Source organism: Shimazuella sp. NTD247 (genome assembly GCF_059510415.1).
The window spans coordinates 345,391-369,192 of sequence record NZ_JCAJZU010000003.1; the positions used below are offsets into that span (position 1 = coordinate 345,391).

Below are 23,802 nucleotides of genomic sequence, written 5' to 3' on the forward strand. Positions count from 1 at the left end.
TTTCACTCTCTTTCCAGCAGAAAGGATGGATAACTAATGATGGCACTCGATTTTGGTGTTTTATTTCAAGATGGAAATCTACCGCTGTTAATGCAAGGTTTATGGGTCACCATTCGGATGACATTTTTAGCACTTATATTAAGCAGTTTGATTGGTCTTATTATTGGACTTGGTGCTATGTCAAAAATAAAATGGATTGCTGCACTCAGTGCTGCATATCTGGCATGGTTTCGTGGAACTCCCTTATTGGTGCAATTGGTTCTGCTCTATTATGGTTTAGCAATCAGTCTGCATATTGATTTTACGGCATCTGTTGCAGGTGTATTGGGTTTAGGTATGTACAGTGGTGCATATGTGTCTGAAATTGTGCGAGGCGCGATTCAATCGATTGATCGAGGGCAGATGGAAGCAGGGCGCTCGCTCGGTTTAAGTCATTGGCAAACCATGTTTAAAGTTATCTTGCCTCAGGCGATTCGACGTATGCTTCCTCCTTTAGCCAATGAGTTTATCGCATTGACGAAAAATTCATCCTTGCTATCTGTTATTACTGTTGCAGAATTAATGCGTGCTGCAAACACGATTGTTGCTGATAACTATAAATACTTTGAAATTTACCTAACCATTGCTATCCTTTATTTTGTTGTTAATTTCATGATTTCCACCTTAATTCGCTTACTAGAACGAAAACTAAATGTGGAAGGAGTACGCTCATGATCGAAATTAGCAATCTAGAAAAATATTATGGGGCACATCATGTGCTTAAAAATATAAATCTGACCATACGAAAAGGGGAAGTAGTAGTAATCATTGGGCCCAGCGGTTCAGGAAAAAGTACATTACTGCGATGTATGAATTACCTTGAACCAATTCAGAGCGGACAAATTAAAATGGAAGATCAACCGATTGGGATGATCGAACAAAATGGAAAACAGAAAGAAATGCCCCAAGATCAACTTAATAAAATGCGAGAAAAAGTAGGGATGGTATTTCAAAACTTTAATCTCTTTCCACATCTTACTGTTCGCAATAATGTTACTCTTTCTCCCCTCACACTTGGAAAGATGAACAAAGAAGAAGCAAATCGTACAGCGGAAAATCTTTTAGCAAAGGTAGGGCTATCTGATCGTGCTGATGCATATCCAGATAATTTGTCTGGCGGGCAAAAACAACGAGTAGCAATCGCCCGAGCATTAGCGATGAAACCGCATGTTATGCTATTTGATGAGCCAACTTCTGCTTTGGATCCAGAGTTGATAGGAGAAGTGCTTGATACGATGAAAGAATTGGCAAGAGAGGGCATGACGATGGTCGTTGTCACCCATGAAATGGGTTTTGCTAAAGATATGGCAGATCGTGTTGTAGTGATGGATCAAGGACAGATTATTGAAATCGATTCGCCAGATGTTATTTTTTATCAACCAAAACAAGAGCGGACCAAGGTATTTCTTCATAAAGTACTCACCCATTCGTAATATTGGAAAAAAGGAGAGTCACTATGAAAGCTATTTCAACAATCAATGCCCCTGCATGGCAGTTTTCAGGAGGCAAAAGTGATCCGTATGTTACTACATTAGCAGAGTGGATAGAACAACCAACAGATAATACCAATTATGACCTCTGTCTTCTTGGTGCACCGCTGTCCAAAAGCTCTATCTCTTTTTCTGGAGCACATCTGCACCCTCAGACATTTCGTAAACTTTGGTCGAATTTTACAACCTACCATTGGGATTTGGATGTCGATTTGACCACATTACGGGCCGCAGATTTAGGTGATATAGCGATGCATGTTACAGATATTGCAATTTGTCATAAAAATATTCAAAAAGCGATGCAAGAGGTAACGTTACAATTTCCAAATTCCTTTCCTATTACAGTAGGCGGTGACCACTCTATCACTGCACCTCTAATCAAAGGAAGAAAAGCAGCAAACGGAAAACGAATCGGCATTATTCAATTCGATGCTCATCTCGATGTTCGTGATCTTGATTACGGTGGCCCGTCAAATGGCACACCTATTCGGAATCTAGTAGAATCACAAACAGTGAACGGCGAAGATATTGTCACTATTGGAATTCGTAACTTTGCAAATTCTCGTTTCTATCGAGAATATACACAAGAAAAAGGAATTCATGTTATATCTGCGAAGCATGTTCATACAAGAGGAATAGACAGTATTTTAGCAGAGGCGATGAATCGATTGGAGAATTGTGACGAAATATATGTTACCTTCGATATCGATGCATTGGATCAATCCATCGTCCCTGGTGTTCCAGCGATTGGGCCACAAGGGCTGAACACGGATCAGATGTTTTCTGCTGCTTCTACACTTGGGGCTTGGTCAAAAGTAGCGGCAATGGATATGGTATGTGTTGATCCGTCGGTTGATTTTAGGGATGTGACAAGTCGTGTTTCCCTTCACTTATTTTTGCAGTTTGCATCGGCGATGGCTGGTAAAAAAAGTAGATAATGTTTGGTTGCGGCTCCATAGGTTGGGTCGCTTTTTTTATGTGATTTAAGCTGCAGAAGATACTTGAAAGGGGGTGAAACTGGAGTTCTTTGGTAAGTGAGCATTTTTGATAAATGAAATAGCACCCAGTCTTTGTCATTAAGACATAGACTGGTGCTAATTTACTAAATTGTGAATATAGGATTTTTTATTTGTCCCAAGGATTTTTCCGAGTTGATTCCAATGCCTTATCAGGTTTTGCCTCTAGGTATTGTCGCGGAATACCATCATAATCTCCCTTTGGCCCTTTTACCCAGCTTGATTTTGGATTAGCAGGTTTAATATCTGGATTTGCATTTAACCAATCAGTCATGATCATTCACTCCTAAGTGTGTTCTTTTTTTATCCGCAGTGAGAGATATATTTTATGTTTTTATATTTTTCGTCATCATAAAAAATAATCCTGTTCCTGTTGGAATGGATTTGGGCGGTTAGGACAAAATTTTTTCTATCCTAACCGCGAGTAATCATTACTCTTTATGGGATTCTCACAGGATTAATCAACATTGCGTGTGATTTTTACCAATACTTGACCATAAAGCTTTACTTCATGGAAGTCTCCAGCACCAAGGATGGGAAAATTAGCAGATGGGTTGCTGAAGTCTTTGCTATAACATCCATCAATGATCCTCTTGTTATTGGTCATAAATCTAACGTTCACATACTTTGATGTAATTTTTACCAGAAATCTCTGATTGCCGATCTGGACATTGGATGTATCTTCTGAAGGAACATAGTTGATAAACAAAGCCTCCCCTTCCACCAAAGGCTCAATAGTCCAAAGTTTCTTATGCGCTGGAGGAAGGTCATCGATGATCTTACCCATGAGAATGCCTCTCTATTTGTAGAGTAATATTTTATCTTGCCCATTATAATACGAATATGGCGATTTTTATGTAAAGTCTTTATGTTTTTTAAAAATTATTTTATTATATAACCTTATTTAAAGGATAGTTTACATTCTCCAAAATATTTTTTCTGGGAAAGTAAATGTGTGAAGCTTTTCTATAAGTGTTTCAGGATTTTCTTCGATTAGTAAGATGCGATCATAACCACTTCGGATAAAGCCATCTTGGGCTGCTCGAACAATCATTTCGACCATAGAATCATAGTAGCCATCAATATTCAACAGGCCGATTGGTTTGCGGTGAATTCCTAAGTATCCCCAACACACCACTTCCAAAATTTCTTCAAAAGTCCCATAACCACCGGGAAGGGCGATAAATGCATCACTTAGTTCTGTCATTTTTGCTTTGCGTTCATGCATGGTATTCACTTCATAGAGTTTAGTTAAATTTTGATGAACGATCTCCTCGTGTGACAGTCCAGAAGGAATGACACCGATTGCTTTCCCTTTGTTTTCTAGTACAGCATCTGCTGTAACTCCCATTAATCCAACTTTTGCTCCCCCATAAACAAGTTCTAATTTATTATTTGCAATAACATGTCCAAGTTGTTTTGCTAGATCGGTATATTTTTGATGATTTCCCATACTGGATCCGGAGAAAACACAAATTCTTTTCATTTGCTGCCATCCCTTCTCGATAGAAATATTACTAGTATCATAACAAATTTATAGTTTAAATAATGTTTCTCTGAAATATAAAAAATGAATATGCTACGATCAATAGAAGATGGTTTGGTTTATTTGGGATAAAGTTTTTGATAATTCCAATCATATGGAAGGAGGAAGCTTCATGGCTTCGGAAGATTTAACTGTAAATTTTTTTGCTAAAGATTTTAAGAAACGAGCACATATCACTTATAAGAAGTTGAGAAAAGAATATCCCATCTATCGAATGACAATGCCGAATGGAAAAACTGCTTGGGTTGTAACACGTTATGATGATGTGATGAAAGTATTAAAAGATACAAGATTTTTAAGAGATTCTACCAAATTTCATTCGGAACATAATCGAGATATCGCTCCTGGTTTGGAAAGAAGAGTTCTATTAACAAATATGTTAAGTTCAGATCCTCCTGATCATACGAGGCTGCGATCGCTTGTCCAAAAAGCATTTACCCCAAAGATCGTTGCTTCCTTGAACGAAAGAATTCATAAAGTGACAAATAAACAAATCGATAAAGTTCAACAGCAAGGTCAAATGGATATCATTGAAGATTTTGCTGTTCCTATTTCGATTCATGTCATTTGTGAAACATTAGGTATTTCAGACAAAGACCATAAGTTGTTTCGTGATTGGTCGCTTGCGTTTAATCAAGCTTCGAATAATCCGCAAAAAATGGAACAACTCCGTACCAATACACTTGCATATGTTGCCTATATGAAAGAACAATTTGTCTTTCGAAAAAAATACCCTCAGGACGATTTGTTGACCCAATTGGTACAAGTAAAGGATGGGGATGGATTAACAGAAGATGAATTATATTCGATGGTATTCTTATTGTTATCTGCAGGTCATGAAACGACAGTAAATATGATTGGAAATGGTATGCTTGCTCTGTTGGAAAATCCACAACAACTTACTTTATTGAGATCTAATCCATCTATTATTAGTACGGCACTTGAAGAGCTGCTTCGTTATTATAGTCCTGCAGAAGTCAGCACCAATCGTTATGCAGCAGAAAATATCTCTTTGTATCATGCTACGATTCAAAAGGGAGATATTGTATTAGCAGTTTTAGCATCCGCCAATCGTGATGAAAGAAAATTTAACAATGCTGATCAACTGGAACTTATGCGAAAACCAAATCATCATATTGCTTTTGGTTATGGAATTCATTATTGTATCGGTGCACCTGTTGCTCGTTTGGAAGGAAAGATAGTTATTCCAACGTTACTTAATCAGCTAAAAGATATCCACCTGCAAAACAATGCAGATTCATTAGATTGGAATGATACTTTTATCATGAGGGGACTGTCTGCCTTACCAGTAACGTTTTCAAATAAATAACAGAAAAAATATTAAATGTAAAAATAAATTCATTAGAAAAAATTTAAAAAATATGTTGATTGAAGATTAAGATCATGGTATATTATTAACAATAAATCACAAGAAACAAAATGATCGGAATAGAATTATTAAATCCTAAAGGACTGTAAATCCTAAGGGACTGTAAATCCTAAAGGACTGTAAATCCTTAAAGGACTGTAAATCCTTAAAAGACTGTAAATCCTTAAAGGACTGTAAATCCTAAAGGACTCAAAATCCTAAAGGACTGTAAATCCTAAAGGACTCAAAATCCTAAAGGACTGTAAATCCTAAAGGACTCAAAATCCTAAAGGACTGTAAATCCTAAAGGACTCAAAATCCTAAAGGACTCAAAATCCTAAAGGACTGTAAATCCTAAAGGACTCAAAATCCTAAAGGACTCAAAATCCTTAAAGTTATCCTAATCCATCATCGATGGACTAGGATAACTTTTTTTACTTTCTAGAATCAATATATTAGCAATACCTACGACCTTCGCCATTTATTTTTTCTATTCTCGTGTTTTATTTCATGTTGTTAAAAGAGTGGAAATGCGAATAAATGGGCACAATCGGTAATGGATGAGAATAGTTTGCTATATTTGCTTTTGCCTTTGCAAACTGGAGTCATACCACATAGTAAGTAAAATGTATTCAGCAAAAAGAATTCAATAAATGAGCATAGTCAATCATTACCAATCATAAATGACTAGAAATGATAAAAAACTATTATATAATGAGTAGTAGGTAAGTATTTCGTATTAGGAGAAAATTATGTTTACAGAGGAAAGACATCAACAAATTTTAGCTTATTTAAACAAATATCATCGTGCTTCTGTTCCAGAATTAAGCCAAACGTTTCAAGTATCAGAATCTACTATTCGAAGAGATTTAAGTGAATTGGAACAAAAGGAAAAGCTGCGTCGAACACATGGAGGGGCTGTTTCCATTGATTTTGTTCGCATGGAGCCAACGGTAAAAGAGAAGCAGACAACAAATTTATCAGAAAAGGAGAGAATAGCGAAAACAGCCAGTGAATGGATTAAGGAAAAAGAAACGATTTTACTTGATTCTGGAACAACAACACTGCAACTTGCGAAACACCTCCATTCTTTGAATCTTACCATTGTCACGAATTCTGTAAGCGTTTTAACAGAATTACAGGATGAACAAAACATAGAGCTGCTCAGTACAGGAGGAACCGTTCGTTCGCAGATTGGAGCTATGGTTGGTCCTTACGCAGAGGGTTTTATAAGAAGGATAAAGGTAGATAAATTGTTCTTAGGTATGAATGGTGTAGATGTGAGAAATGGATTGAGTACTCCTAATGTGCTAGAAGCGCAAATGAAAAAGGAAATGATATCAGCTGCCAGGCAAGTTATTTTGTTATGTGACCACAGTAAAATCGGTAAAATTACACTTCATCAGGTTGCTTCATTGTCTGAAATTGATAGGATCATTACCGATAAAAGCGCACCTATATCCTTTCTAGAAGGATGTGAACAATTAGGAATCGATGTGATTACGGTTTAATTATGTGAAAGAAGGTTCTTTTTGATGAGAGTCGCAACAGTATCTTTAAATCCCGCAGTTGATCAAACCATTACGATCGAAAAACTACACATCGGACAAAAAAATGTGGCCATGAATACTCGTTATGATTTTGGTGGAAAAGGTATTAATGTTGCTCGGGTACTGGCTCATTTTGGCATACAGCCCACTGTCACCGGATGGCTTGGAAGAGAGGCTGAGCAATACGAAAAGAAATTACATGATATGGAGATTCACTCTTCTTTTGTATTTACAAATCAGCGAATTCGAACAAATATTAAGGTTTTGGAACAACAAACAGGCAAGATGACGGAATTAAATGAAGCCGGATTTCCCATTAGTGAAATGGAGAAAGACCGCTTTATTGAGCACTTTACTGACCTGCTTTCCAAGATAGATGTCGTTATTCTTGCAGGCAGTTTACCTCCAGGTATAGATCCAGCTTTTTATAGCTTTTTAATTGAACAAGCTAATAAACATCAGGTGTTGTCTTTCTTAGATACAAATGGATATCTGTTAAAACACTCGATTAGAGCTGTACCATATGCAATAAAACCAAATCAAGAAGAACTAGAAGAATATTTAGGTTATAGAGTAGAAAAGGAACAAGATGTGATCAAGGCAGGTCAAGCGCTCATTCGTCAAGGAATCTCATTAGTAGCGATTTCTTTAGGAGCGAAAGGTGGTTATTTTTTCAAACAGGGACAAATAGTGAAATCAAAACCTCCCCATATAGAAGTGAGAAGTGCTGTAGGTGCAGGGGATTCCATGTTTGCTGGAATGGTTATTAGCGTGATGAATAGCTGGGAACTAGAAAAGATTGCAAGATTCTCCACTGCTTTAGGATCAGCTACTGCTTCGAAAGTCGGTACACAATTAGGCACACCAGAAGATATAGATAAATTACATGATTTCGTTGAAGTTGAAGGAGTGAATGGGAGATGAAGAAAAAAATACTTGCTGTCACCGCCTGTCCCACTGGTATTGCTCATACTTATATGTCAGCAGAGGCACTATCAGAGGCTGCAAAAAAGAAAGATATTGATTTTAAAGTAGAAACACGAGGAGCTTCAGGAATTGAGAACCAACTGACTAGAGAGGAAATTGATCAAGCAGATGCAATCATTATAGCTGCTGATGTAGATGTGGAGGAAGAGCGTTTTCACCATAAATCTATCACAAGAGTGAAGTTAAGTGAGGCGATAAAAAAGCCAGAGCAAGTAATTGATCGGGCATTGGAAGAGGCTCAAAATTTTAAATCCCACAAAATAGATAAAACCGAAGTTGCTCCAACAGACACAAACCAAGCAAAAGGTTTGTATAAGCATTTACTCAATGGTGTATCTTACATGTTGCCATTGGTTGTAGTAGGCGGTATTTTGATAGCGATTTCATTTGCCTTTGGGATTAAAGCGTTCGAACAAAAAGGAACGTTAGCAGCAGCCTTGATGGACATCGGAGGAAATAGTGCTTTTGCATTAATGATCCCTATTTTAGCTGGATTTATAGCTTTTTCGATTGCGGACAAAGCAGGATTAACCCCAGGTCTTATTGGTGGTATGCTAGCCTCTAAAATCGGAGCAGGATTTCTTGGAGGGATACTTGCAGGATTTCTAGCTGGTTATGTGGCCAAAGCGGTAAGAGATTATATTCGTTTACCAAAAAGCTTTCAAGGCATCCACACAATTGTTATTATCCCTGTCGTTTCCTCTCTTATTGTTGGGTTACTCATGATTTTTGTCATTGGCACACCAATCAAATTAATCATGGATGGACTCGCCGCTTGGTTAAAGACACTAGGCACCACAAATGCCATTTTACTTGGTCTCCTCTTGGGAGCAATGATGGCAAGCGATATGGGTGGTCCGATCAATAAGGCCGCCTACACATTTGGAGTAGGACTGCTTGGAAGCGGAGTATATGGACCGATGGCTGCAATTATGGCTGCTGGAATGACGCCTCCTCTTGGAATCTGGCTGGCTACGCTACTAGCTCGAAACAAATTTTCTACGGATGAACGAGAAGCTGGGAAAGCAGCTGGAATACTAGGTCTATCCTTCATTACAGAAGGTGCAATACCATTTGCTGCAGCTGATCCTATTCGTGTTATTCCTTCTCTCATTGCTGGATCGGCTGTAACAGGTGCTTTGTCTATGGCATTTCATGTGACATTAAAAGCTCCACACGGTGGAATCTTTGTTCTCGCTATTCCAAATGTAGTTACCAACATAGGGGCATATGTGATTGCCATAGCAGTAGGTACGATTGTGACAGCTGCCTTACTCGTATTATTAAAAAGAAATAAAGAAACGGAGATAGCAAGATGATAGCAGAGTATTTACTTCCAGACTTAGTTCAGTTGGATGCACAGGTGACATCACGTGAAGAATTGATGGAATATCTAGTAGACTTAATGGCTTCCAAAGGGTTGGTAACAGATGCCAAAGTATATTTAGAAGATCTATATTCGAGAGAGAAACAAGGTTCCACCGCAATTGGTTTTGATGTCGCTACCCCGCATGCAAAATCCAAAGGAGTCGCCAGACCAGCAATTGCACTAGCTCGTCTCGTCCAGCCAATACAGTGGGATGAAGAGGAAGAAGTATCATTGGTATTTTTAATTGCTGTACCAGAAGCACAAGCTGGGGATGTACATCTGAAAATAGTAGCAAATCTTTTCCGTAAACTGATACATGAAGATTTTCGTCAGTCTTTAAGAACGGCAAATTCAGTGGAAGATATCCTAAATACTATTCAAGATTAAGGGGAATAAATCCATCGGAAAGGATATAGAGGGAAATGATAAAAAAAGAGATAAAAGTAAATCTAGAACATGGATTGCATATTCGACCTGCGAAAGAGTTTGTGCAAGTAGCAACCAAATTTCAAAGTGATATTGATGTGATCAAAAATAGCCAAACTGCAAATGGGAAAAGTATTTTAGGGGTCGTATCATTGGGGATTGTAAAGGGAGAAATCATTACCTTGAAGGCTGATGGTTCAGATGAAAACGAAGCGATTGCTAGGTTGAAAAAACTTTTTATTGAAGATGAAGTATAATTTATTCACCGTTGTATTTGGTGTAACGGTTTGGTCACAAACGAAGGATATAGTGACAGAAAACAAATCCAGACTAGGGATTAAACCAGGCTGGATTTGTTTTTTGCATCTAGCGTCATTGGGTGTTGGGGTGAAGGATTGGTTTCACCCCAACAAACTGGAACCGATAGTGATCTGTTTTCTACCGCCACCAACTCCTGATCTCAATAGCAAGTGTAGTCAAATATCGATGCAGGGAGACTATTGTACTCCAACTTATTTTCGATTCGCTTAATTTTACCAAGGCTCACCTTCACCATCGTATTGGGGTAACCAAAACGATGGTCGATTTCTTCAGCGACTTGTTTGAGATAGGTGCAGAATTTTTTCACAATATCGAGTGTAGCCAGCGAGTTTGCATCCTTTTTATTAAGAAACTGCAGAAATTCACAAATTTCCTCTGTGTGATTGCTACCAACGATCTTGGCGAGCTCCTGCAAGCTAGAAGTGAGCACCATTGTATGGATCTTAACCAAATTGTTGGAATAATCGAGTCTACGATTGCGGCTGTGGATATTGTCAAATGGCCTGCTGGTAGTTCATTTTTTACTCCTTAGGTCCAGTTGTCCTAAACACGTTTGTGTTAGTTCATATTTTACTATAAGAAATTAGTTTAAGAGAAAAATCACGCATGCTAAACATTTTTTGGAAATATTTGTTTGTAAATTGCATATTTTCTCGCTGATCGTTACAATAAAAAAGGGTCTAATCGCAAACAGCTGAGATAATCCGTTTATTTTGATAGATTCATACAATATGTTCACTCTGTGGAAATAAAAGATTGGAAGTATGGGAGAGAGGTAACGAAATGCTAAAAATCGGGTCCCACGTATCCTTTTCAGGGAGAGGATTGTTAAATGCAGCTGAAGAGGCTGTTTCTTATCAATCGAGTACGTTTATGATTTATACAGGTGCTCCACAGAACACGCGACGCAAAGCGATCGAAAAACAGTTCATCGAAGAAGGCAAGGCAATTATGGATGAGAATGGTATCAACGAGATTGTCGTTCATGCCCCTTATATCATTAATTTAGGAACGTATAAAGAAGATAAATTTGAGTTTGCAGTGCGCTTTTTACAAGAAGAAATTCGCCGGACAAGCTATCTTGGCGTGAAAAATATTGTGCTTCACCCTGGAGCATTTACCGAAAAAGATGTGGAGTATGGGATTAATCGCATAGCAGAAGGTCTGGATCTCGTATTAAAAGGAACAAATGATACAGAAGTTAACATTGCTTTAGAGACAATGGCAGGCAAAGGAACAGAAGTTGGCAGAAATTTTGAAGAGATTGCCAAGATTATCGATCAGGTGGAAGATAATCGGAGGCTGACTATCTGTATGGATACTTGTCACCTTCATGAGTCTGGCTATGATATTATCCATGATTTTGATGGGGTATTGGAAGAATTCGATAAAATCATTGGAATCGATCGTCTAGCGGTTGTCCATCTCAATGACAGCAAAAACATGCGAGGAGCAGGGAAAGACCGCCATGCCCCAGTAGGCGCTGGTTTGATTGGATTTGATGCGATGAATTATATTGTACATCATGAAAATATCCGTCATCTCCCACTTGTATTAGAGACACCTTGGATCAGCAAAGAAAAAGGCAAAGAACGTCCCATGTACAAAGCAGAGATCGCCTTATTGCAGGGAGATATAGAAGCTCGACTAGGAGCGGATTACCTCGATCATGTCGAGCGGTTGGAATTTTTCTTTCGCAAAAACGAAGTTGAACCTCGCGATTTTGTCGTCAAAACGTGGGAATTATTGAAGACAGATGCCAAAGCGAAGAAAGCAGATGGCAGAGAGCCTATCACTCGTTTGTACGATATGGTAAGAGAAGAACGGTTATTTCCAGAACTCAGTGAAGAAGAAGTCAACCATCGAATCATAGGATGGTTTGCGGGTAAACATGCATTTCAGTCAGCATAAGAACGAACTCCAGTGTCCGCTGGAGTTTTTTTGTAATGGGAATAGATATAAATCAGGGCTCTGATAATGGAATATCAGAGCCGCAGCTGGTATTTGGAATCAGAAGTACTCCAACTCTGGATTGTCGGGGTAGAAATGATCACCGAAGATTTCCCAGAGAACATCATGCTCTGCCGGTTTGGTAGAGATAATCACTCCTTCATTATTCTCCCCTAGGTAAACGTGAGCAACTTCTGTATCTGTAGAAAGTTCCCAGTCCCATTCTGCATTTTTTGGAGCCGGTTTTACGTCAACTTCCCAGGCTCCATAGCGTGGGTCTTGAACAAGCAGGACAAGTTTCTCTTTTACCGCAAGAAACCACTGAGGGGTAAGAATCAGTTCTGCAGATTTAACCAGAAAAGCTCCTCCGTCACCTTCGAATTCGAAAGTTGATTCGGTATTCGAAATGAGCAGAGGCTCGTCTGCCGTTCCGGCTCGCTTGAAAGACAGAGCACGAATCATCAAGGATGGAGCTGCATAAAGACCGCTCATTTGTTTCCCTCTGGATTCAATAGCAGTTGTATGGATACTTGTTTTTAGTTTATCGAATGAAACGAACTTTTTCTACACTAAGGTTTTATTAAAAAATGGAGGCCCTGATTGGAGATCAGGACCACAACTGTTGCAGATTTACTGGAAAAAAGCAGGGTTTTTTTGTTTGAATTCGTTCGTTTCACTGAAAATACAATTGGGATCACCTGTTACGATGAGTTTCTCTCCGTCGATAGTGATAGTGAAATCACATTTGTAACTTTGATCATCTGTGTCCCCATCAAAAATCTCCCACGTCTTGCCGTTTCGCTTGATCTTGACGGTCCACTGCTCTGTATCACCATCAATACAGCCTTCCACAACAAGGAATTGTCGATCAGTGACAGCACGAAACCAAGCGGCATTCATCACTAGTTCTGGACAAATTGGCTTACATCGCCCTTCTCCAAGATGCCGAAAGGAAGTGTTTGCCGGAAAAATGTACTTATTTTTCTTCGTGTCTGTCTCACACGGCAAAGCGTGAATCGTCAGCGCGTCAACGGAAAATGACTGTTCTGTCATTATTATCCTTTCATCTGCTAGTAACAGTTGTTTTCTTTTTTATATTTTATTTGAATTGCTTTTTAAATTCCACTGAAGCAACTTATTTATTTTGATTTTTTATAGCACTCTTCAGTGATATTATTCAAGTAGTATGAAGAATGAAATGATTTGATTATAAAAAAATCAAGGGCTGCTGTAAAAAAACTTCGCACTAGCTTTAATGTTATAGAATAAAGGAGTAAGTTAATTTTTGAATATTAGGAAGGGTGGAAAAATGAAACTCAACCATCTTAATTTAACAGTCACCGATGTGATTACTGCTCGAAAATTTTTAGAAACTTATTTTGATATGACAAGTAGAGCTGCTCGTGGGGACAATTTTGTAGTGATGTCAGATGATGACGGTTTTGTACTTACCTTAATGAAGGGGAAAGAGGTGAATTATCCAAATACGTTTCATATCGGTTTTCCGCAAGCTAATGAAGAAGATGTAGATAAAATGAATCAACGTTTAAAAGAAGATGGATATGATGTGAAATCACCTATCCATGCTCATGGTTATACTTTTTATGTGAAAGCACCTGGTGGGTTTACTGTTGAAGTAGTATGTTAATAAAAAGGGCATAAAGCCCTTTTTATTTTGCGAAAATACCATGTGTGCAATTCTATTATTTTTATCATAGAGCTGGATTTCATGTTGAAAAAGTTACAAAAAATTGACAACCTATAATATCATGTAGGGGTATATAACTATATGTCAAACAGTATGGAAAAGGGTGAAAGTCCTTTCAAATGTATGATGAATGTAAGAGTGTTTATTCTCCATCTTAGAGGAGATAGTACCTTTCAAGCTACTTCTGTTTGAAGTGAGAGAAGGGAGATTATTCATTTGTTATTAGAATGTTATATTGAACGTGTGGAAGATGAGGAACCTTTCGATGACATTGAACTATCTCGTTCCCTTGTTGCCTTGGATAGATCGAATTTTGTTGTATCTGGAGAAAGAGGAGCCATTGTATTTGCCTTTCACACATTTATGGAACAAGAGAAGATGAAGAAATACTTTTCTGTTATCATTCATGCTTTACGTTCCAATGGCGGGCATAATGAAATAGAAGTAGACAAGTGTCATTATGTCGATTTTCAAACGTGTTATGAAGTTCGATCGGAAGAACTGGCTCTTCGAATGGTGGAGAGACTGGAAAAAGACCACCAGTTTGATCAAGATCATCTTTTTCAAGAGCTGATTACACTGTATACCTATCTTTTTCTTGCGGAGTAACGTGTAGCAATAAGGTTATTTTTGATATCGTAAGCTCGAATGCATAAATCTCACAAAGGAGAGTGTATATGAGTAAAGAACACTGGGGACACTTGACCTCTGAAGAACTAAAAGAACTTTCATTAGCTGTTGATTTGCTTTATTCGGTTTCCAAAGATTTAGAAGCTCCTTCAGGAAGAGTGGAAACAATCAACAAGCTGCATGAAAAGATCAGGAATGCATATAAGGAAAGATTAGAAGCAGATTTAGACAAAGAATTGGAGTTTATCCAAGAGTTAGCAGAAGATCCTGTGTGGTCTTCGCAAGAATAATCGGAAAATATTTTTTAAAAGTATGAGAAGCAGGATTACCATTATCTTGCTTCTCATACTTTTAATATGTTATAAAAATATGATACACTTGCAAAGTTCAAAAATTTATTTTATTGAGGTTAATTATTATGATCATTCAATTCATTCGTTTTCGTTAAGAAAAGGTACAGAAAAACTGCTCATCCATTTTTTTGAAAAATATGTTGAGCTTATTTAACTGTGCCTTTTTTCATTTATCGATTATGAATGAATGGGGTGTCTTTTTTATGTCTAAAAACAAGAAGACAATACAAGCGAAGTTTATTTCCAAATATCAAAATATATTCCGTTGTCCGTTGTGTTTTAACCCAATGAAAATCGTGAATCTAGCAAGTTTGGTATGTTCTAAAAATCATTGTTTTGATTTATCACGTAGAGGATATGTGAACTTTCTAAACCATTCTTTAAAAACAAAATACGACAAGGCCTTGTTCGAATCGAGACAGATGATTTGGGAGAGTGGATTTTTTGAGCAGTTGAACAAAGAAATCGCCCAAAAAATGAAGAATGAACTGACACACAAAAACAAACAAATAAACATTCTTGATGCAGGATGTGGCGAAGGTTCTTTTTTATCAGGGATAAACAAAGAGTTTATCGATCATCCCACGTTTGAGCTTTTGGGAATTGGTATGGATATCACAAAAGAGGGAATCAATATCGCTGCTAGAGATTATTCCGATAGTATTTGGTGTGTTGCGGATATAGTTAATTGTCCTTTTAAAGAAAAGCAGTTTCATTTTATATTGAATATTTTATCCCCATCTAACTATGGTGAATTTAAGCGATTATTAGTTGATGACGGCATAATCGTAAAGGTAATGCCTGAGAGATACTATCTTAAAGAATTGAGAGACGTATTTCATGAGTACACAAATAAAAAAATCTATTCCAATCAAAAAACAGTAGATCATTTCAGCAAACATTTTAAAGTCATTGACGCAAGCAGGATTCGATATGAGAGGACTTTAAATAAAACACTACTAACCTCTCTTATCCAGATGACACCTTTGTCTTGGGGAGTACCAGATAGAAAGATACAACAGTTTTTCAATAGAAAAGCCCAAAAGATAACGGTTGATCTTACAATACTTGTTGGAAAACCTTATTGATATGTGAGTCAAACCATGAAAGCCGGTTTCCTTCTTAGAAGGAACCGGTTGATTTTCTGAGGATTTTCCGAACGTTCTCAATCCTTATTTTCTACAATGGCACGATTGATGAAGGATAGGAATGGTTTATTTTTCAAGTAGAAAATGTTAATCGCTTTAGAACGAGTTTCAGACAAGACAATCCATTCTTGTCTGAAACAGGTTCACCTAAGAATGAAATTATTTGCTTGATGTAGCATTGTTGATAAAAGTTACTCCATAAACCAAAATATTTAATCTATTTTTACTTAACCTGCAAAGGTTCATCTCATTTGGATGTATTTCATCATTGCGGCGATAGCTTCATATTGTTTTACTAATTGATCATTTAATTTTTTAAAAGCACGTTGAAAGGCGGTTTCCACGCTTTTCATGCTTCTTGTGTCCAGATCATCAAGCAGCTGTTTCATGTTTTCAATAGAATAAACAGTTTTTCTTAAACTGCTGATCACGAGAATCTTTTTTAATTCACGGGATGTAAATATCCGATATCCATTCTGTTTATTTCTTTCCGATTGAATTAATCCTTCCTTTTCCCAATGCCGGATGGATGAAGCATTGATACCGCATATTTTTGCTACTTCCCCGATTGTCATCTCATCTGTGACCTTATTATTGTTGTATTTCGAGAAGTCGGTTTGTTGGATCATCATTAAGATCGATTCCACTCTTTGTTTCTCCATATGCATATCGTGTAATTGTTGATTGATGAGCCAAAGGCCATCTACGCTATTCCCTTGTTTTATTTTTTTCATTACTTCATAAGCAGTAGGGATGCTGTATCCCTTTAACAGTGCTCGAATGGTTACAAATGCTTGCAAATGTACAGAAGTATAATATCTGCGGTTACTTTTTGTTCTAGGGACACCAGGTATTAAGTCCAGCTCTTCATACCTTCGTAAGGTTGTCGTGCTTATATTCAGTTGTACAGCAATTTGTTTAGGAGTATAAATTATATTCATCAGTTACCCAATTCCTTAAAGTATAATCTTAAAGTTCGGCAACAATATTAAACGAAATAACTACAGGTTAATCAAGTGTTTTTTGTTGATAAACCGAAAGATTGCGTAAATGTTGTACGATATTTAATATGAATATTCGAGGAGTGATCAGATACAGAAAATAGTCAGTTTATAAATAGATAGGGATATCTTTGGAAAAAGGAAGAAATCGTTTTCTGAATAACCATTGGAATAATTTGAATTTAATAAAGGGAAATAGGAGGTAGCCAAGTTGATAGAGCAGTTTCTGAGCGCAATTCCTGGTGATCTCATTACTTTTGGGACTTATCAACAGACGGCGGCTGGTGATGACAGAACGCCGATAAAGTGGCGCGTACTGCAAAATACCGAGAGAGAGATGTTCCTTTTAAGTGAATATATTTTGGACTGTAAGCAATATCACCATGAGTTTGTGGATACTGTTTGGCATGATTGTGATTTGCGCAAGTGGCTCAACGATGAATTTTATCATGCTGCATTCAATGATTCTGAGAAGAAGCATATCAAGACTACTCACTGCACAGACAATGGAGAGGGCAGTCCAGACACAGATGATAAGGTTTTTTTGCTCAGTGTTTCAGAAGTGAAAGAACTAATAAGTAATAGTGATGAAGATTCATTCGGTACAAAACGACGCGCAATCGGAACCGAATATGCCAAGATTAGAAAGAGTGATGGCTGTCACTTGTATGTGTATGATAAAAAACAAAAATATAATTATATAGTCGAGCATGGAGAAGCGTTTGGCTGCTCATGGTGGTGGCTGCGAACACAACGTGATAGGGCTGGCAGTTCACGTGCGTATTTTATCGGTCCACGCAGCAGTATTCGCAGTTATGCACGTGTCAACTTGGCTCGTGATGGCGTGCGGCCTGCAATAAAAATTGATTTTCGATGAAAAATGCCAACTACTTATTATAGCACATAAGTAGTTGGTTAGATGATCACAAAACTTAAGATATGGAGTTGTTTTCGTCATAAATAAACATCAAAGAGAAGTTATGGATTATTAATAAAGTTAAATCCAAAGCATTAGCAAAATTTGTGGTGGTAGTTTGAAAGTTAGTTTTTATTGTCTATTTGTATCCGCTGCCACACTTTTTTAGCATATTCTACAAAAGAAGGAAGACAATCAGGTTCGCAATCGATTGCCCATCTGAGTTTGTCACATGCATCGAGTAATAATAACGTGTTTATGATTGGTTGCATGTTTTGATAATCGGAAGCAGTAACCCCATATCCTCGAAGGAATGCATGCAATTCTTCTATAGTTGGACTACCGATGTCCAGCTGAGATTTGTGTAATTGAATTAATTCCCAATAAGGGACAATATGAACTTCTGCACATCCCCAATCCAATAACGTAACGCTTCCTTTGTCCGAAACAATCGTATTTTTTAACGACAGATCGCCATGAATAAGACCAAAAGCAAAACGAATTGGTAATAAGCTTTCAAACTTTTGTTTTACTATTTTTGCTTCCTCATAGGTGAAGACCCCTAGTTCTATTAATGGATCATTTTTCGTTAAGCTTTTGATGTTATAACGAACAAAACCATGCCATGTGCCATCAAAACCATCATGGGTAGATGCAGTGAATTTTCGGTGAACAGGATCAGCCAATATTTCTCCAAAACCATTAACGGGAATCATGTGAGTTCGTTTGCTATATTTGCCTAATGCCTCCCAAATCGTTTTCTTGTCAATGAAACTGTCCTTGCCATTGTCTCCTGGAACAAAGGCCTGAATCATATAGGTAATTTGTTTGATTCGACCGACAGCAATAACTCCAGGACTTGGTATATGGTGGGCAGCCGCTTGCTCCATACACCACTTTTCTTTTTGATATATGTTTAAAGCATTTGTAGCATCATTCATGCGAATAATAAAATCAGAAGTATCTGTTTTTATATGATAGACTTGGTTAACGGCGCCTTTTCCTTCAATTTGTTTGATATGCCGAACTATTTCTCCTGTCTCTGCGAAGATGATTTGCTTGATAAAAGGATTATCATTTATTGGCGTTGACATATGTTTCTCCTAAAAATTGTAGTTGTAATAATGACAAATCCAGTTCAGTTGTTTTCTGACTGGATTTGGTTAAATTTTATAGATAGAATAGTGATTACGTTTTTGATTTAAATTTAAAAATAATATAATTATCATTGTCATAAAATTAGTGTTATTTAAACTTCGGGAGGCTCAGCTTCTAGATATTTAAGTACATTCAATCTTTCATTGAACGTCATTTTCTGCTCTTCTCCCTTCCATAATTTTAAGGATAGTTGATGAAATTGTTCTACATATTTTCCATAGAGGTTAGGATTGTCCTGCTTACATGTTACTGCTAGTTTCATCAGGATATCCCATTCGTGTTGTGTATATGAGTGTTTTTGAGCGATTGACAGTGCAGATTCGTACTGCTTTTTCGCTTCATTTAATTGATTTTGGTTAAGGAAACAATCACCCAAAGCGATTAAGGCAATCATGAGACGTAGATTATCATTGGTTTTTTTACCTAGCTTGATCGCTTTTAATAACATTATCTGTGATTTCTGAAAATCAGTTAATTCTAAGTATAACAAACCTAGTTGTGTGTAGGTAGAGATAGCAATAGGGAGATACAAGATTTTTTTCTCTAATTTTAGCGCTGTTTTAAGACAATGCTTGGCGTTGACGTATTTCCCTTTTTTGCGGTAACTTTCTCCTTGAGTTGTCCAAAGTTCAAATGTTCGATCATATAATTTATCTAATCTAGCAAGTAAAATCCCTTCCTCTGCTATTTGAATTGCTTGATCATATAGTCCAAATTTATTTAATAATGTTGCTTGTAGCTGTGAGAGATTTGTCTTTGCTTCTGTACTAGAAACTAGAGTATAATTTTGTTTTAATTCTTCAGTAATACGAAATGCCTCTTCATTTTGATTGAGTTTTTCTAAATAAACAGCTTGGCTCAATTGTAAACTGTATTTTAGGTATTTTCGTTCTCCTTTATCTGAGAAATATTCTTCACCTTTTTTTACCATTTCTAATGCTTGTCTTAATTTACTTTGTTTCCCAAATAATCGACCCAAAACGTAATAACTAATTGTTTTTAAATTAGTATATTTTAGATTAGGAAATAGATCTGCTTGATGTATTGCTTTTTCATAGAATTCTTGTGCTTTTCCCCAACTTCGATTTGCTTCATAAACTCTCCCACATAAAAGATAATACTCCCCAATTAGAGGATCATTCGACTTTAAATTGATTTTACTTAGTTCTTTCCAAGCTTCATTTGTATCAATTAGATTGATATCATGTTCTATTGTCTTCAATAACAATCGTATATCCACTTGCTGGGTTTCTTCTTTGTTATTCTCCAACAGTTCCTTCAGCTTGAACCCTAAAAAACTACAAATTGCTTCCAGATTATCCTCTGCTACTTGGTAAGCACCACGCTCGATTTTACTGATTAACGAGGGAGAGAGGTCGAGTGACAAAGCTAAATCTTCTTGGGTTAATTTTTGTTTTCTTCTCGCCTTACGAATTTTTTCTCCCTGTTCACACGGTACAAAAACAGTTGCTTTCATTCGTTTCCTCCTGACTAAATCTGTAATCAAGTTTCTGTTATATAGAAATAAAAGGATATATTTCGTTAATAATTGTGAATATTGGTAAAAATTATTGTACTACCTTATGCTAGAGAAAGAAAGAGTTTTGTCCAAAGAGGGGGAAAGTCAGATGGATTTATCACTAAAAATCGCTGGAAAGGGAGAAGCAGTTCGTGATTTTATTCGTTTTATGAAAACGGATCAACGTTATGCGATTTATGCTTCTGCACGCTACTCACTTTCTCAAGAAAGAGATGTAGTAGAGTTTGTTTTTGAACAAAGAGAGGGTATGAAAAGTGGAAAAGACACAAATGACCCAAATTGGCGAAGAAGTAGCTAACTATTTTGTTTTGTATTGTGAAGGAGTGCAGTATACAGCATTGATGGAACAATTTCGCCAAGCGAGATCCCGAAAGATGCTGGTTGATGTGATTCATTTTTTCATTTATTTAGGAGAGTCACTCAAAGTCAAACAAAAGAAACTGCAAGTTGCACCAACAAAATGGGGAGCAATCTGCCAGTTTATCGAGCATGCTCCCATTCAAGACGTGAAGCGACTTCACCTTTTGATGATCAAAGCAATCGCTCGCTTAGAAATAGACAAAATCCGCGAAACACAGCACTATCTTGATCAATTATTCCAAGAATAAAATGGAGGGATTTCTTTGTTAACCATGTTGCTTAGTGGAGAAAGCCACTGTGTCCAAGCATTTATCACACATCTAAAAGCACAGCCATTTTTTATTTTACTCAGTGAAGATCAGATGAAAACAGGAGAGCGAAAATTGCAATTTACGACCAATCTGTTCAAGCCCAGTTTACCTGAGATAGCAAAGGTAGAATTGGTGACAATGGATAAGCAATTGATCCAAATTGAACTTATGTATGCAGTAGAGACAAGGATAGGCGAGAATATAAGACAAATAGCAGGTGCAAGCTACGATATTTTTGCTGCACCAAATATAGAAAATCCAATATAAATAGAAAAAATCCAGATAGTTTGTCTGGATTTTTTCATGTGTGCTTGTTGCTGGATATCAATTCATATCATCATTCGATTCTGTCACATCTGCTAGTTGATGCAAAAGATAAAGCAAATGGCTGCGGCTTTCTGCTGGGAAGGAAGTTAATACTTCGTTTGCTGCTTTGACCATTGCATCTCCGGTTTTTTTTATGAGAGGAGCGGCAGTCTCCTTTATTTGAATTAGTGTAGCACGCCGGTCATTTGGATCAGGAATCCGTACTAGTATGTTTTCTTTTTCCAATGCATCGACAAATTGCGTAACAGTACGCTTTTTAATTCCTATTTTTGCTGCTAGATCACTCATTCGAATTTTTCCAGCCTCAGAAATATATTGGATAAAACGCATCCTTGGCCCAGTCAAAAAAGTAGGTATATCTTGTGCAGACAGAGAAGCTTCAAATTGAGAATGAATATAATGTGTAGTCTTAAACAATGTCATTAAAAGATACGCAGGTGTTGGGGTTGAAACAGGGGGGGTTGATTTCTTCATATAATCCTCCTTGACGATCTGTATTTTAGTGTGTATACTCACATTATATTCATTTAGTGAGTATACACACTGTTTCTATCCTCACTAAATTTAGTTTATATTATCATGTTATCGATGAAAAGAGCAAAATTTGGAAGGAGATTCAAAAAGATGAAAAAAACTCAAACCCCAGTATTAATTGTAGGTGGTGGATTGGTAGGTTTAACCGCAGCTCTTTGTTTGGAAAAGCATAAAATTCCTTATTTACTAATAGAACGACATGCTGGTACTTCGATTCACCCGCGAGCTAATGGAATGAATATGCGTACAATGGAGATTTTCCGGGAACTGGGAATTGAAGAAGAAATTCGAGCAGCTGGGAAAGTACTGAAAAAAAGCAATGGTGCCATTGAAGTAGAGGTGCTAGCTGGGACTGATTTAAGTAGTCTCAAACGAATAGCTCCAAATGGACATGAATTAGAAGAAGTGCTTGGAAAAATTACGAAGGAAATTAGTCCTGCAATGTCTTGTGCTTGTTCCCAAGATCAGTCAGAACCTGTTTTACTAAAGAAAGCACAACAGTTAGGAGGAGGAGAGTTTCGCTTTTACACGGAGCTTATTTCCTTTGCACAAACAGATACCGGCGTTCAAGCTGTGATAAAGGATCGAAAAACAGGAAGAGTAGAAACAATATCTGCAAAATATATGATTGCTGCCGATGGAGCAAAAAGCCGAGTGCGGGAAGCCCTAGGAATTGAGTTTATAGATGAAGGCTCTTATGGACATCACATCAATATTTATTTTCAAGCTGATTTAAGTAAATTGATAGAAGGAAATGAATTTATTGTATGTAATATTACCAATCCTGAAGCTCTTGGAAATCTAATGGCTGTTAATAACAAAGATCGTTGGTGTTTTCATGTTCTCTATCATCCTGAGAGAGGGGAATCACCCAATGATTTCCCAGAGGAACGCTGCATAGACCTTATTCGTAAGGCGATTGGTTTATCAGATTTAAATATTTCCATACTAAGCATCCTTCCTTGGGAAGTTGCCTCGCGAATTGCAAATCATTATCAAGTTGGACGTGTTTTCTTAGCAGGAGACGCTGCACATGTCATGCCGCCAAAAGGGGCATATGGTGCAAATACAGGGATACAAGATGCTCATAATTTAACTTGGAAACTAGCGGCTGTATTACGGGGTGAAGCAAATCAAGATATTTTGGCAACTTATGAACAGGAACGAAAACCAGTAGCCCAATTTGCTACGAATCAATCTGTTTTAAATGTCACGAAAGCAACAGGACATGTGCATTCTCTTATTCCTGCTATCGGGTATCACTACCAATCAGATGCTATTGTCACAGAAAAAAATTTTAAAATAAACCTAGATGAATTGCGTTTAAATGGTGTACCTGGCAAACGCGCCCCGCATATCTGGTGCACTTACAAAGGACAACGAATATCAATCCTTGATTTATTTGGAAAAAGCTTTGTGTTGCTCACAGGAGATAAAGGAGAAAAATGGTTGGATGCTGCTGCTCATGTTTCTTCAAGTTTGGGAATTACCATACATGCGTACAAAGTAGGTGCTGATGGAGACCTAGTTGTTACAGATAATAAGTGGCAAGAAGCTTATGGAGTATCGTCTGAGGGGGCTGTTCTCATACGACCTGATGGTTTTGTCGCTTGGCGATCAAAAGAAGAGATAGAAAATAAATCGGAAATTTTAGAAAATATATTTCGCCAAATTTTATTTCAATAGAAACCATGAATAAATCAGGATCGAGTATCAGTTCTATATTGGGATTATAATCTCTTCGTATCCAAAA

General features: G+C 37.2%; 29 protein-coding genes and 1 pseudogene. 20 read left to right on the top strand and 10 right to left on the bottom strand.

Going from position 1 to position 23,802, the window contains the following annotated elements; all coding sequences use genetic code 11:
- Positions 1-36: 36 nt before the first annotated feature.
- The 3 genes from AC5WOC_RS10100 to AC5WOC_RS10110 are packed head-to-tail and all read left to right on the top strand — an operon-like array spanning position 37 to position 2,467.
- Complete coding sequence (locus AC5WOC_RS10100; protein WP_496055284.1) at positions 37-714, top strand: amino acid ABC transporter permease; 678 nt, start codon at positions 37-39, stop codon at positions 712-714.
- Positions 711-1,472 (top strand): amino acid ABC transporter ATP-binding protein, encoded by a 762-nt coding sequence (locus AC5WOC_RS10105; RefSeq protein ID WP_496055285.1) that lies wholly within the window; start codon positions 711-713, stop codon positions 1,470-1,472. The genes AC5WOC_RS10100 and AC5WOC_RS10105 overlap by 4 nt, the downstream gene beginning before the upstream one ends.
- Positions 1,473-1,495: 23 nt before the next feature.
- A complete protein-coding gene (locus tag AC5WOC_RS10110; RefSeq protein ID WP_496055286.1) occupies positions 1,496-2,467 on the top strand; it encodes an agmatinase family protein in 972 nt (323 codons plus the stop codon).
- A 187-nt stretch (positions 2,468-2,654) separates the two neighbouring features.
- Here AC5WOC_RS10110 and AC5WOC_RS10115 read toward each other — a convergent pair whose 3' ends face one another.
- The 3 genes from AC5WOC_RS10115 to AC5WOC_RS10125 form a co-directional block, all read right to left on the bottom strand.
- A complete protein-coding gene (locus AC5WOC_RS10115; RefSeq protein WP_496055287.1) occupies positions 2,655-2,819 on the bottom strand; it encodes a hypothetical protein in 165 nt (54 codons plus the stop codon).
- A gap of 183 nt (positions 2,820-3,002) precedes the next feature.
- Positions 3,003-3,332 carry a hypothetical protein gene (locus AC5WOC_RS10120; protein WP_496055288.1) on the bottom strand — a complete coding sequence of 110 codons (330 nt, stop codon included), beginning with the start codon at positions 3,330-3,332 and terminating at the stop codon, positions 3,003-3,005.
- 129 nt (positions 3,333-3,461) lie between these two features.
- Complete coding sequence (locus AC5WOC_RS10125; RefSeq protein ID WP_496055289.1) at positions 3,462-4,031, bottom strand: LOG family protein; 570 nt, start codon at positions 4,029-4,031, stop codon at positions 3,462-3,464.
- A 172-nt stretch (positions 4,032-4,203) separates the two neighbouring features.
- Here AC5WOC_RS10125 and AC5WOC_RS10130 point away from each other — a divergent pair, with 172 nt between their 5' ends.
- The 6 genes from AC5WOC_RS10130 to AC5WOC_RS10155 all read left to right on the top strand — a co-directional run bounded on the left by AC5WOC_RS10130 (position 4,204) and on the right by AC5WOC_RS10155 (position 10,049).
- Positions 4,204-5,421 carry a cytochrome P450 family protein gene (locus AC5WOC_RS10130; protein ID WP_496055290.1) on the top strand — a complete coding sequence of 406 codons (1,218 nt, stop codon included), beginning with the start codon at positions 4,204-4,206 and terminating at the stop codon, positions 5,419-5,421.
- 791 nt (positions 5,422-6,212) lie between these two features.
- Complete coding sequence (locus AC5WOC_RS10135) at positions 6,213-6,971, top strand: DeoR/GlpR family DNA-binding transcription regulator (protein ID WP_496055291.1); 759 nt, start codon at positions 6,213-6,215, stop codon at positions 6,969-6,971.
- A 24-nt stretch (positions 6,972-6,995) separates the two neighbouring features.
- The gene (gene pfkB / locus AC5WOC_RS10140) at positions 6,996-7,934 is read left to right on the top strand and encodes a 1-phosphofructokinase (RefSeq protein WP_496055292.1); all 939 of its coding nucleotides are present in this window, start codon (positions 6,996-6,998) and stop codon (positions 7,932-7,934) included.
- Positions 7,931-9,316, top strand: coding sequence for a fructose-specific PTS transporter subunit EIIC (locus tag AC5WOC_RS10145; RefSeq protein ID WP_496055293.1), 1,386 nt, complete (start codon positions 7,931-7,933; stop codon positions 9,314-9,316). Before pfkB ends, AC5WOC_RS10145 begins: the two co-directional genes overlap by 4 nt.
- Complete coding sequence (locus AC5WOC_RS10150) at positions 9,313-9,753, top strand: PTS sugar transporter subunit IIA (RefSeq protein ID WP_496055294.1); 441 nt, start codon at positions 9,313-9,315, stop codon at positions 9,751-9,753. The genes AC5WOC_RS10145 and AC5WOC_RS10150 overlap by 4 nt, the downstream gene beginning before the upstream one ends.
- 35 nt (positions 9,754-9,788) lie before the next feature.
- Complete coding sequence (locus AC5WOC_RS10155) at positions 9,789-10,049, top strand: HPr family phosphocarrier protein (RefSeq protein ID WP_496055295.1); 261 nt, start codon at positions 9,789-9,791, stop codon at positions 10,047-10,049.
- Positions 10,050-10,252: 203 nt separating this feature from the next.
- Here the strand turns inward: AC5WOC_RS10155 and AC5WOC_RS10160 are convergent, their stop codons facing one another.
- On the bottom strand, positions 10,253-10,546 hold the full coding sequence (locus tag AC5WOC_RS10160; protein WP_496055296.1) for a hypothetical protein: 294 nt from the start codon (positions 10,544-10,546) through the stop codon (positions 10,253-10,255).
- A 350-nt stretch (positions 10,547-10,896) separates the two neighbouring features.
- On the opposite strand from AC5WOC_RS10160, the gene AC5WOC_RS10165 reads away from it, so the two are divergent.
- Complete coding sequence (locus AC5WOC_RS10165; protein ID WP_496055297.1) at positions 10,897-12,024, top strand: deoxyribonuclease IV; 1,128 nt, start codon at positions 10,897-10,899, stop codon at positions 12,022-12,024.
- A gap of 99 nt (positions 12,025-12,123) precedes the next feature.
- On the opposite strand, the gene AC5WOC_RS10170 is transcribed toward AC5WOC_RS10165, so the two are convergent.
- Positions 12,124-12,555, bottom strand: a complete 432-nt coding sequence (locus AC5WOC_RS10170; protein ID WP_496055298.1) for a hypothetical protein — start codon at positions 12,553-12,555, stop codon at positions 12,124-12,126.
- Positions 12,556-12,693: 138 nt separating this feature from the next.
- Positions 12,694-13,116, bottom strand: coding sequence for a hypothetical protein (locus tag AC5WOC_RS10175; protein WP_496055299.1), 423 nt, complete (start codon positions 13,114-13,116; stop codon positions 12,694-12,696).
- 256 nt (positions 13,117-13,372) lie between these two features.
- Here AC5WOC_RS10175 and AC5WOC_RS10180 point away from each other — a divergent pair, with 256 nt between their 5' ends.
- The 5 genes and pseudogenes from AC5WOC_RS10180 to AC5WOC_RS10200 all read left to right on the top strand — a co-directional run bounded on the left by AC5WOC_RS10180 (position 13,373) and on the right by AC5WOC_RS10200 (position 15,842).
- On the top strand, positions 13,373-13,711 hold the full coding sequence (locus tag AC5WOC_RS10180) for a VOC family protein (protein ID WP_496055404.1): 339 nt from the start codon (positions 13,373-13,375) through the stop codon (positions 13,709-13,711).
- A 276-nt stretch (positions 13,712-13,987) separates the two neighbouring features.
- Positions 13,988-14,380, top strand: coding sequence for a hypothetical protein (locus tag AC5WOC_RS10185; RefSeq protein WP_496055300.1), 393 nt, complete (start codon positions 13,988-13,990; stop codon positions 14,378-14,380).
- Between the two features lie 68 nt (positions 14,381-14,448).
- Positions 14,449-14,691 (top strand): hypothetical protein, encoded by a 243-nt coding sequence (locus AC5WOC_RS10190; protein WP_496055301.1) that lies wholly within the window; start codon positions 14,449-14,451, stop codon positions 14,689-14,691.
- A 266-nt stretch (positions 14,692-14,957) separates the two neighbouring features.
- Positions 14,958-15,113 (top strand): annotated as a pseudogene (locus AC5WOC_RS10195) (putative RNA methyltransferase); the annotation flags it as partial.
- Positions 15,114-15,206: 93 nt separating this feature from the next.
- Positions 15,207-15,842: a class I SAM-dependent methyltransferase gene (locus tag AC5WOC_RS10200; RefSeq protein WP_496055407.1), complete on the top strand. Its 636-nt coding sequence runs from the start codon at positions 15,207-15,209 to the stop codon at positions 15,840-15,842.
- Between the two features lie 302 nt (positions 15,843-16,144).
- On the opposite strand, the gene AC5WOC_RS10205 is transcribed toward AC5WOC_RS10200, so the two are convergent.
- Positions 16,145-16,843, bottom strand: a complete 699-nt coding sequence (locus AC5WOC_RS10205; RefSeq protein ID WP_496055302.1) for a MerR family transcriptional regulator — start codon at positions 16,841-16,843, stop codon at positions 16,145-16,147.
- Between the two features lie 397 nt (positions 16,844-17,240).
- Here AC5WOC_RS10205 and AC5WOC_RS10210 point away from each other — a divergent pair, with 397 nt between their 5' ends.
- Positions 17,241-17,780: a DUF6273 domain-containing protein gene (locus AC5WOC_RS10210; RefSeq protein WP_496055405.1), complete on the top strand. Its 540-nt coding sequence runs from the start codon at positions 17,241-17,243 to the stop codon at positions 17,778-17,780.
- A gap of 164 nt (positions 17,781-17,944) precedes the next feature.
- Here the strand turns inward: AC5WOC_RS10210 and AC5WOC_RS10215 are convergent, their stop codons facing one another.
- Both AC5WOC_RS10215 and AC5WOC_RS10220 read right to left on the bottom strand, forming a co-directional pair.
- On the bottom strand, positions 17,945-18,913 hold the full coding sequence (locus AC5WOC_RS10215) for an aminoglycoside phosphotransferase family protein (RefSeq protein ID WP_496055303.1): 969 nt from the start codon (positions 18,911-18,913) through the stop codon (positions 17,945-17,947).
- 155 nt (positions 18,914-19,068) lie between these two features.
- Positions 19,069-20,454 carry a helix-turn-helix domain-containing protein gene (locus AC5WOC_RS10220; protein ID WP_496055304.1) on the bottom strand — a complete coding sequence of 462 codons (1,386 nt, stop codon included), beginning with the start codon at positions 20,452-20,454 and terminating at the stop codon, positions 19,069-19,071.
- 151 nt (positions 20,455-20,605) lie between these two features.
- Between AC5WOC_RS10220 and AC5WOC_RS10225 the strand changes: the two genes are divergently transcribed.
- Genes AC5WOC_RS10225 through AC5WOC_RS10235 form a run of 3 tightly spaced genes read left to right on the top strand, consistent with a single transcriptional unit; the run spans position 20,606 to position 21,455 of the window.
- The gene (locus AC5WOC_RS10225) at positions 20,606-20,815 is read left to right on the top strand and encodes a hypothetical protein (protein WP_496055305.1); all 210 of its coding nucleotides are present in this window, start codon (positions 20,606-20,608) and stop codon (positions 20,813-20,815) included.
- Positions 20,772-21,125 carry a hypothetical protein gene (locus tag AC5WOC_RS10230; RefSeq protein ID WP_496055306.1) on the top strand — a complete coding sequence of 118 codons (354 nt, stop codon included), beginning with the start codon at positions 20,772-20,774 and terminating at the stop codon, positions 21,123-21,125. Before AC5WOC_RS10225 ends, AC5WOC_RS10230 begins: the two co-directional genes overlap by 44 nt.
- Before the next feature lie 15 nt (positions 21,126-21,140).
- On the top strand, positions 21,141-21,455 hold the full coding sequence (locus AC5WOC_RS10235; protein WP_496055307.1) for a hypothetical protein: 315 nt from the start codon (positions 21,141-21,143) through the stop codon (positions 21,453-21,455).
- Between the two features lie 57 nt (positions 21,456-21,512).
- Here the strand turns inward: AC5WOC_RS10235 and AC5WOC_RS10240 are convergent, their stop codons facing one another.
- Positions 21,513-21,989, bottom strand: a complete 477-nt coding sequence (locus AC5WOC_RS10240; RefSeq protein ID WP_496055308.1) for a MarR family winged helix-turn-helix transcriptional regulator — start codon at positions 21,987-21,989, stop codon at positions 21,513-21,515.
- Between the two features lie 150 nt (positions 21,990-22,139).
- Here AC5WOC_RS10240 and AC5WOC_RS10245 point away from each other — a divergent pair, with 150 nt between their 5' ends.
- Positions 22,140-23,735, top strand: a complete 1,596-nt coding sequence (locus AC5WOC_RS10245) for an FAD-dependent oxidoreductase (protein ID WP_496055309.1) — start codon at positions 22,140-22,142, stop codon at positions 23,733-23,735.
- Positions 23,736-23,802: the final 67 nt, after the last annotated feature.

What these genes read in the sequence shown, in the direction of transcription:
- AC5WOC_RS10165 (WP_496055297.1), top strand. Translation starts at nt 10,897, where the DNA reads ATGCTAAAAATCGGGTCCCACGTATCCTTTTCAGGGAGAGGATTGTTA.
- AC5WOC_RS10210 (WP_496055405.1), top strand. Translation starts at nt 17,241, where the DNA reads ATGTTCCTTTTAAGTGAATATATTTTGGACTGTAAGCAATATCACCAT.
- AC5WOC_RS10215 (WP_496055303.1), bottom strand. Translation starts at nt 18,913, where the DNA reads ATGTCAACGCCAATAAATGATAATCCTTTTATCAAGCAAATCATCTTC.
- AC5WOC_RS10170 (WP_496055298.1), bottom strand. Translation starts at nt 12,555, where the DNA reads ATGAGCGGTCTTTATGCAGCTCCATCCTTGATGATTCGTGCTCTGTCT.
- AC5WOC_RS10225 (WP_496055305.1), top strand. Translation starts at nt 20,606, where the DNA reads ATGGATTTATCACTAAAAATCGCTGGAAAGGGAGAAGCAGTTCGTGAT.
- AC5WOC_RS10175 (WP_496055299.1), bottom strand. Translation starts at nt 13,116, where the DNA reads ATGACAGAACAGTCATTTTCCGTTGACGCGCTGACGATTCACGCTTTG.
- AC5WOC_RS10155 (WP_496055295.1), top strand. Translation starts at nt 9,789, where the DNA reads ATGATAAAAAAAGAGATAAAAGTAAATCTAGAACATGGATTGCATATT.
- AC5WOC_RS10190 (WP_496055301.1), top strand. Translation starts at nt 14,449, where the DNA reads ATGAGTAAAGAACACTGGGGACACTTGACCTCTGAAGAACTAAAAGAA.
- AC5WOC_RS10160 (WP_496055296.1), bottom strand. Translation starts at nt 10,546, where the DNA reads ATGGTGCTCACTTCTAGCTTGCAGGAGCTCGCCAAGATCGTTGGTAGC.
- AC5WOC_RS10105 (WP_496055285.1), top strand. Translation starts at nt 711, where the DNA reads ATGATCGAAATTAGCAATCTAGAAAAATATTATGGGGCACATCATGTG.
- AC5WOC_RS10110 (WP_496055286.1), top strand. Translation starts at nt 1,496, where the DNA reads ATGAAAGCTATTTCAACAATCAATGCCCCTGCATGGCAGTTTTCAGGA.
- AC5WOC_RS10125 (WP_496055289.1), bottom strand. Translation starts at nt 4,031, where the DNA reads ATGAAAAGAATTTGTGTTTTCTCCGGATCCAGTATGGGAAATCATCAA.
- pfkB (WP_496055292.1), top strand. Translation starts at nt 6,996, where the DNA reads ATGAGAGTCGCAACAGTATCTTTAAATCCCGCAGTTGATCAAACCATT.
- AC5WOC_RS10130 (WP_496055290.1), top strand. Translation starts at nt 4,204, where the DNA reads ATGGCTTCGGAAGATTTAACTGTAAATTTTTTTGCTAAAGATTTTAAG.
- AC5WOC_RS10135 (WP_496055291.1), top strand. Translation starts at nt 6,213, where the DNA reads ATGTTTACAGAGGAAAGACATCAACAAATTTTAGCTTATTTAAACAAA.
- AC5WOC_RS10220 (WP_496055304.1), bottom strand. Translation starts at nt 20,454, where the DNA reads ATGAAAGCAACTGTTTTTGTACCGTGTGAACAGGGAGAAAAAATTCGT.
- AC5WOC_RS10205 (WP_496055302.1), bottom strand. Translation starts at nt 16,843, where the DNA reads ATGAATATAATTTATACTCCTAAACAAATTGCTGTACAACTGAATATA.
- AC5WOC_RS10240 (WP_496055308.1), bottom strand. Translation starts at nt 21,989, where the DNA reads ATGAAGAAATCAACCCCCCCTGTTTCAACCCCAACACCTGCGTATCTT.
- AC5WOC_RS10120 (WP_496055288.1), bottom strand. Translation starts at nt 3,332, where the DNA reads ATGGGTAAGATCATCGATGACCTTCCTCCAGCGCATAAGAAACTTTGG.
- AC5WOC_RS10150 (WP_496055294.1), top strand. Translation starts at nt 9,313, where the DNA reads ATGATAGCAGAGTATTTACTTCCAGACTTAGTTCAGTTGGATGCACAG.
- AC5WOC_RS10115 (WP_496055287.1), bottom strand. Translation starts at nt 2,819, where the DNA reads ATGACTGATTGGTTAAATGCAAATCCAGATATTAAACCTGCTAATCCA.
- AC5WOC_RS10145 (WP_496055293.1), top strand. Translation starts at nt 7,931, where the DNA reads ATGAAGAAAAAAATACTTGCTGTCACCGCCTGTCCCACTGGTATTGCT.
- AC5WOC_RS10245 (WP_496055309.1), top strand. Translation starts at nt 22,140, where the DNA reads ATGAAAAAAACTCAAACCCCAGTATTAATTGTAGGTGGTGGATTGGTA.
- AC5WOC_RS10100 (WP_496055284.1), top strand. Translation starts at nt 37, where the DNA reads ATGATGGCACTCGATTTTGGTGTTTTATTTCAAGATGGAAATCTACCG.
- AC5WOC_RS10180 (WP_496055404.1), top strand. Translation starts at nt 13,373, where the DNA reads ATGAAACTCAACCATCTTAATTTAACAGTCACCGATGTGATTACTGCT.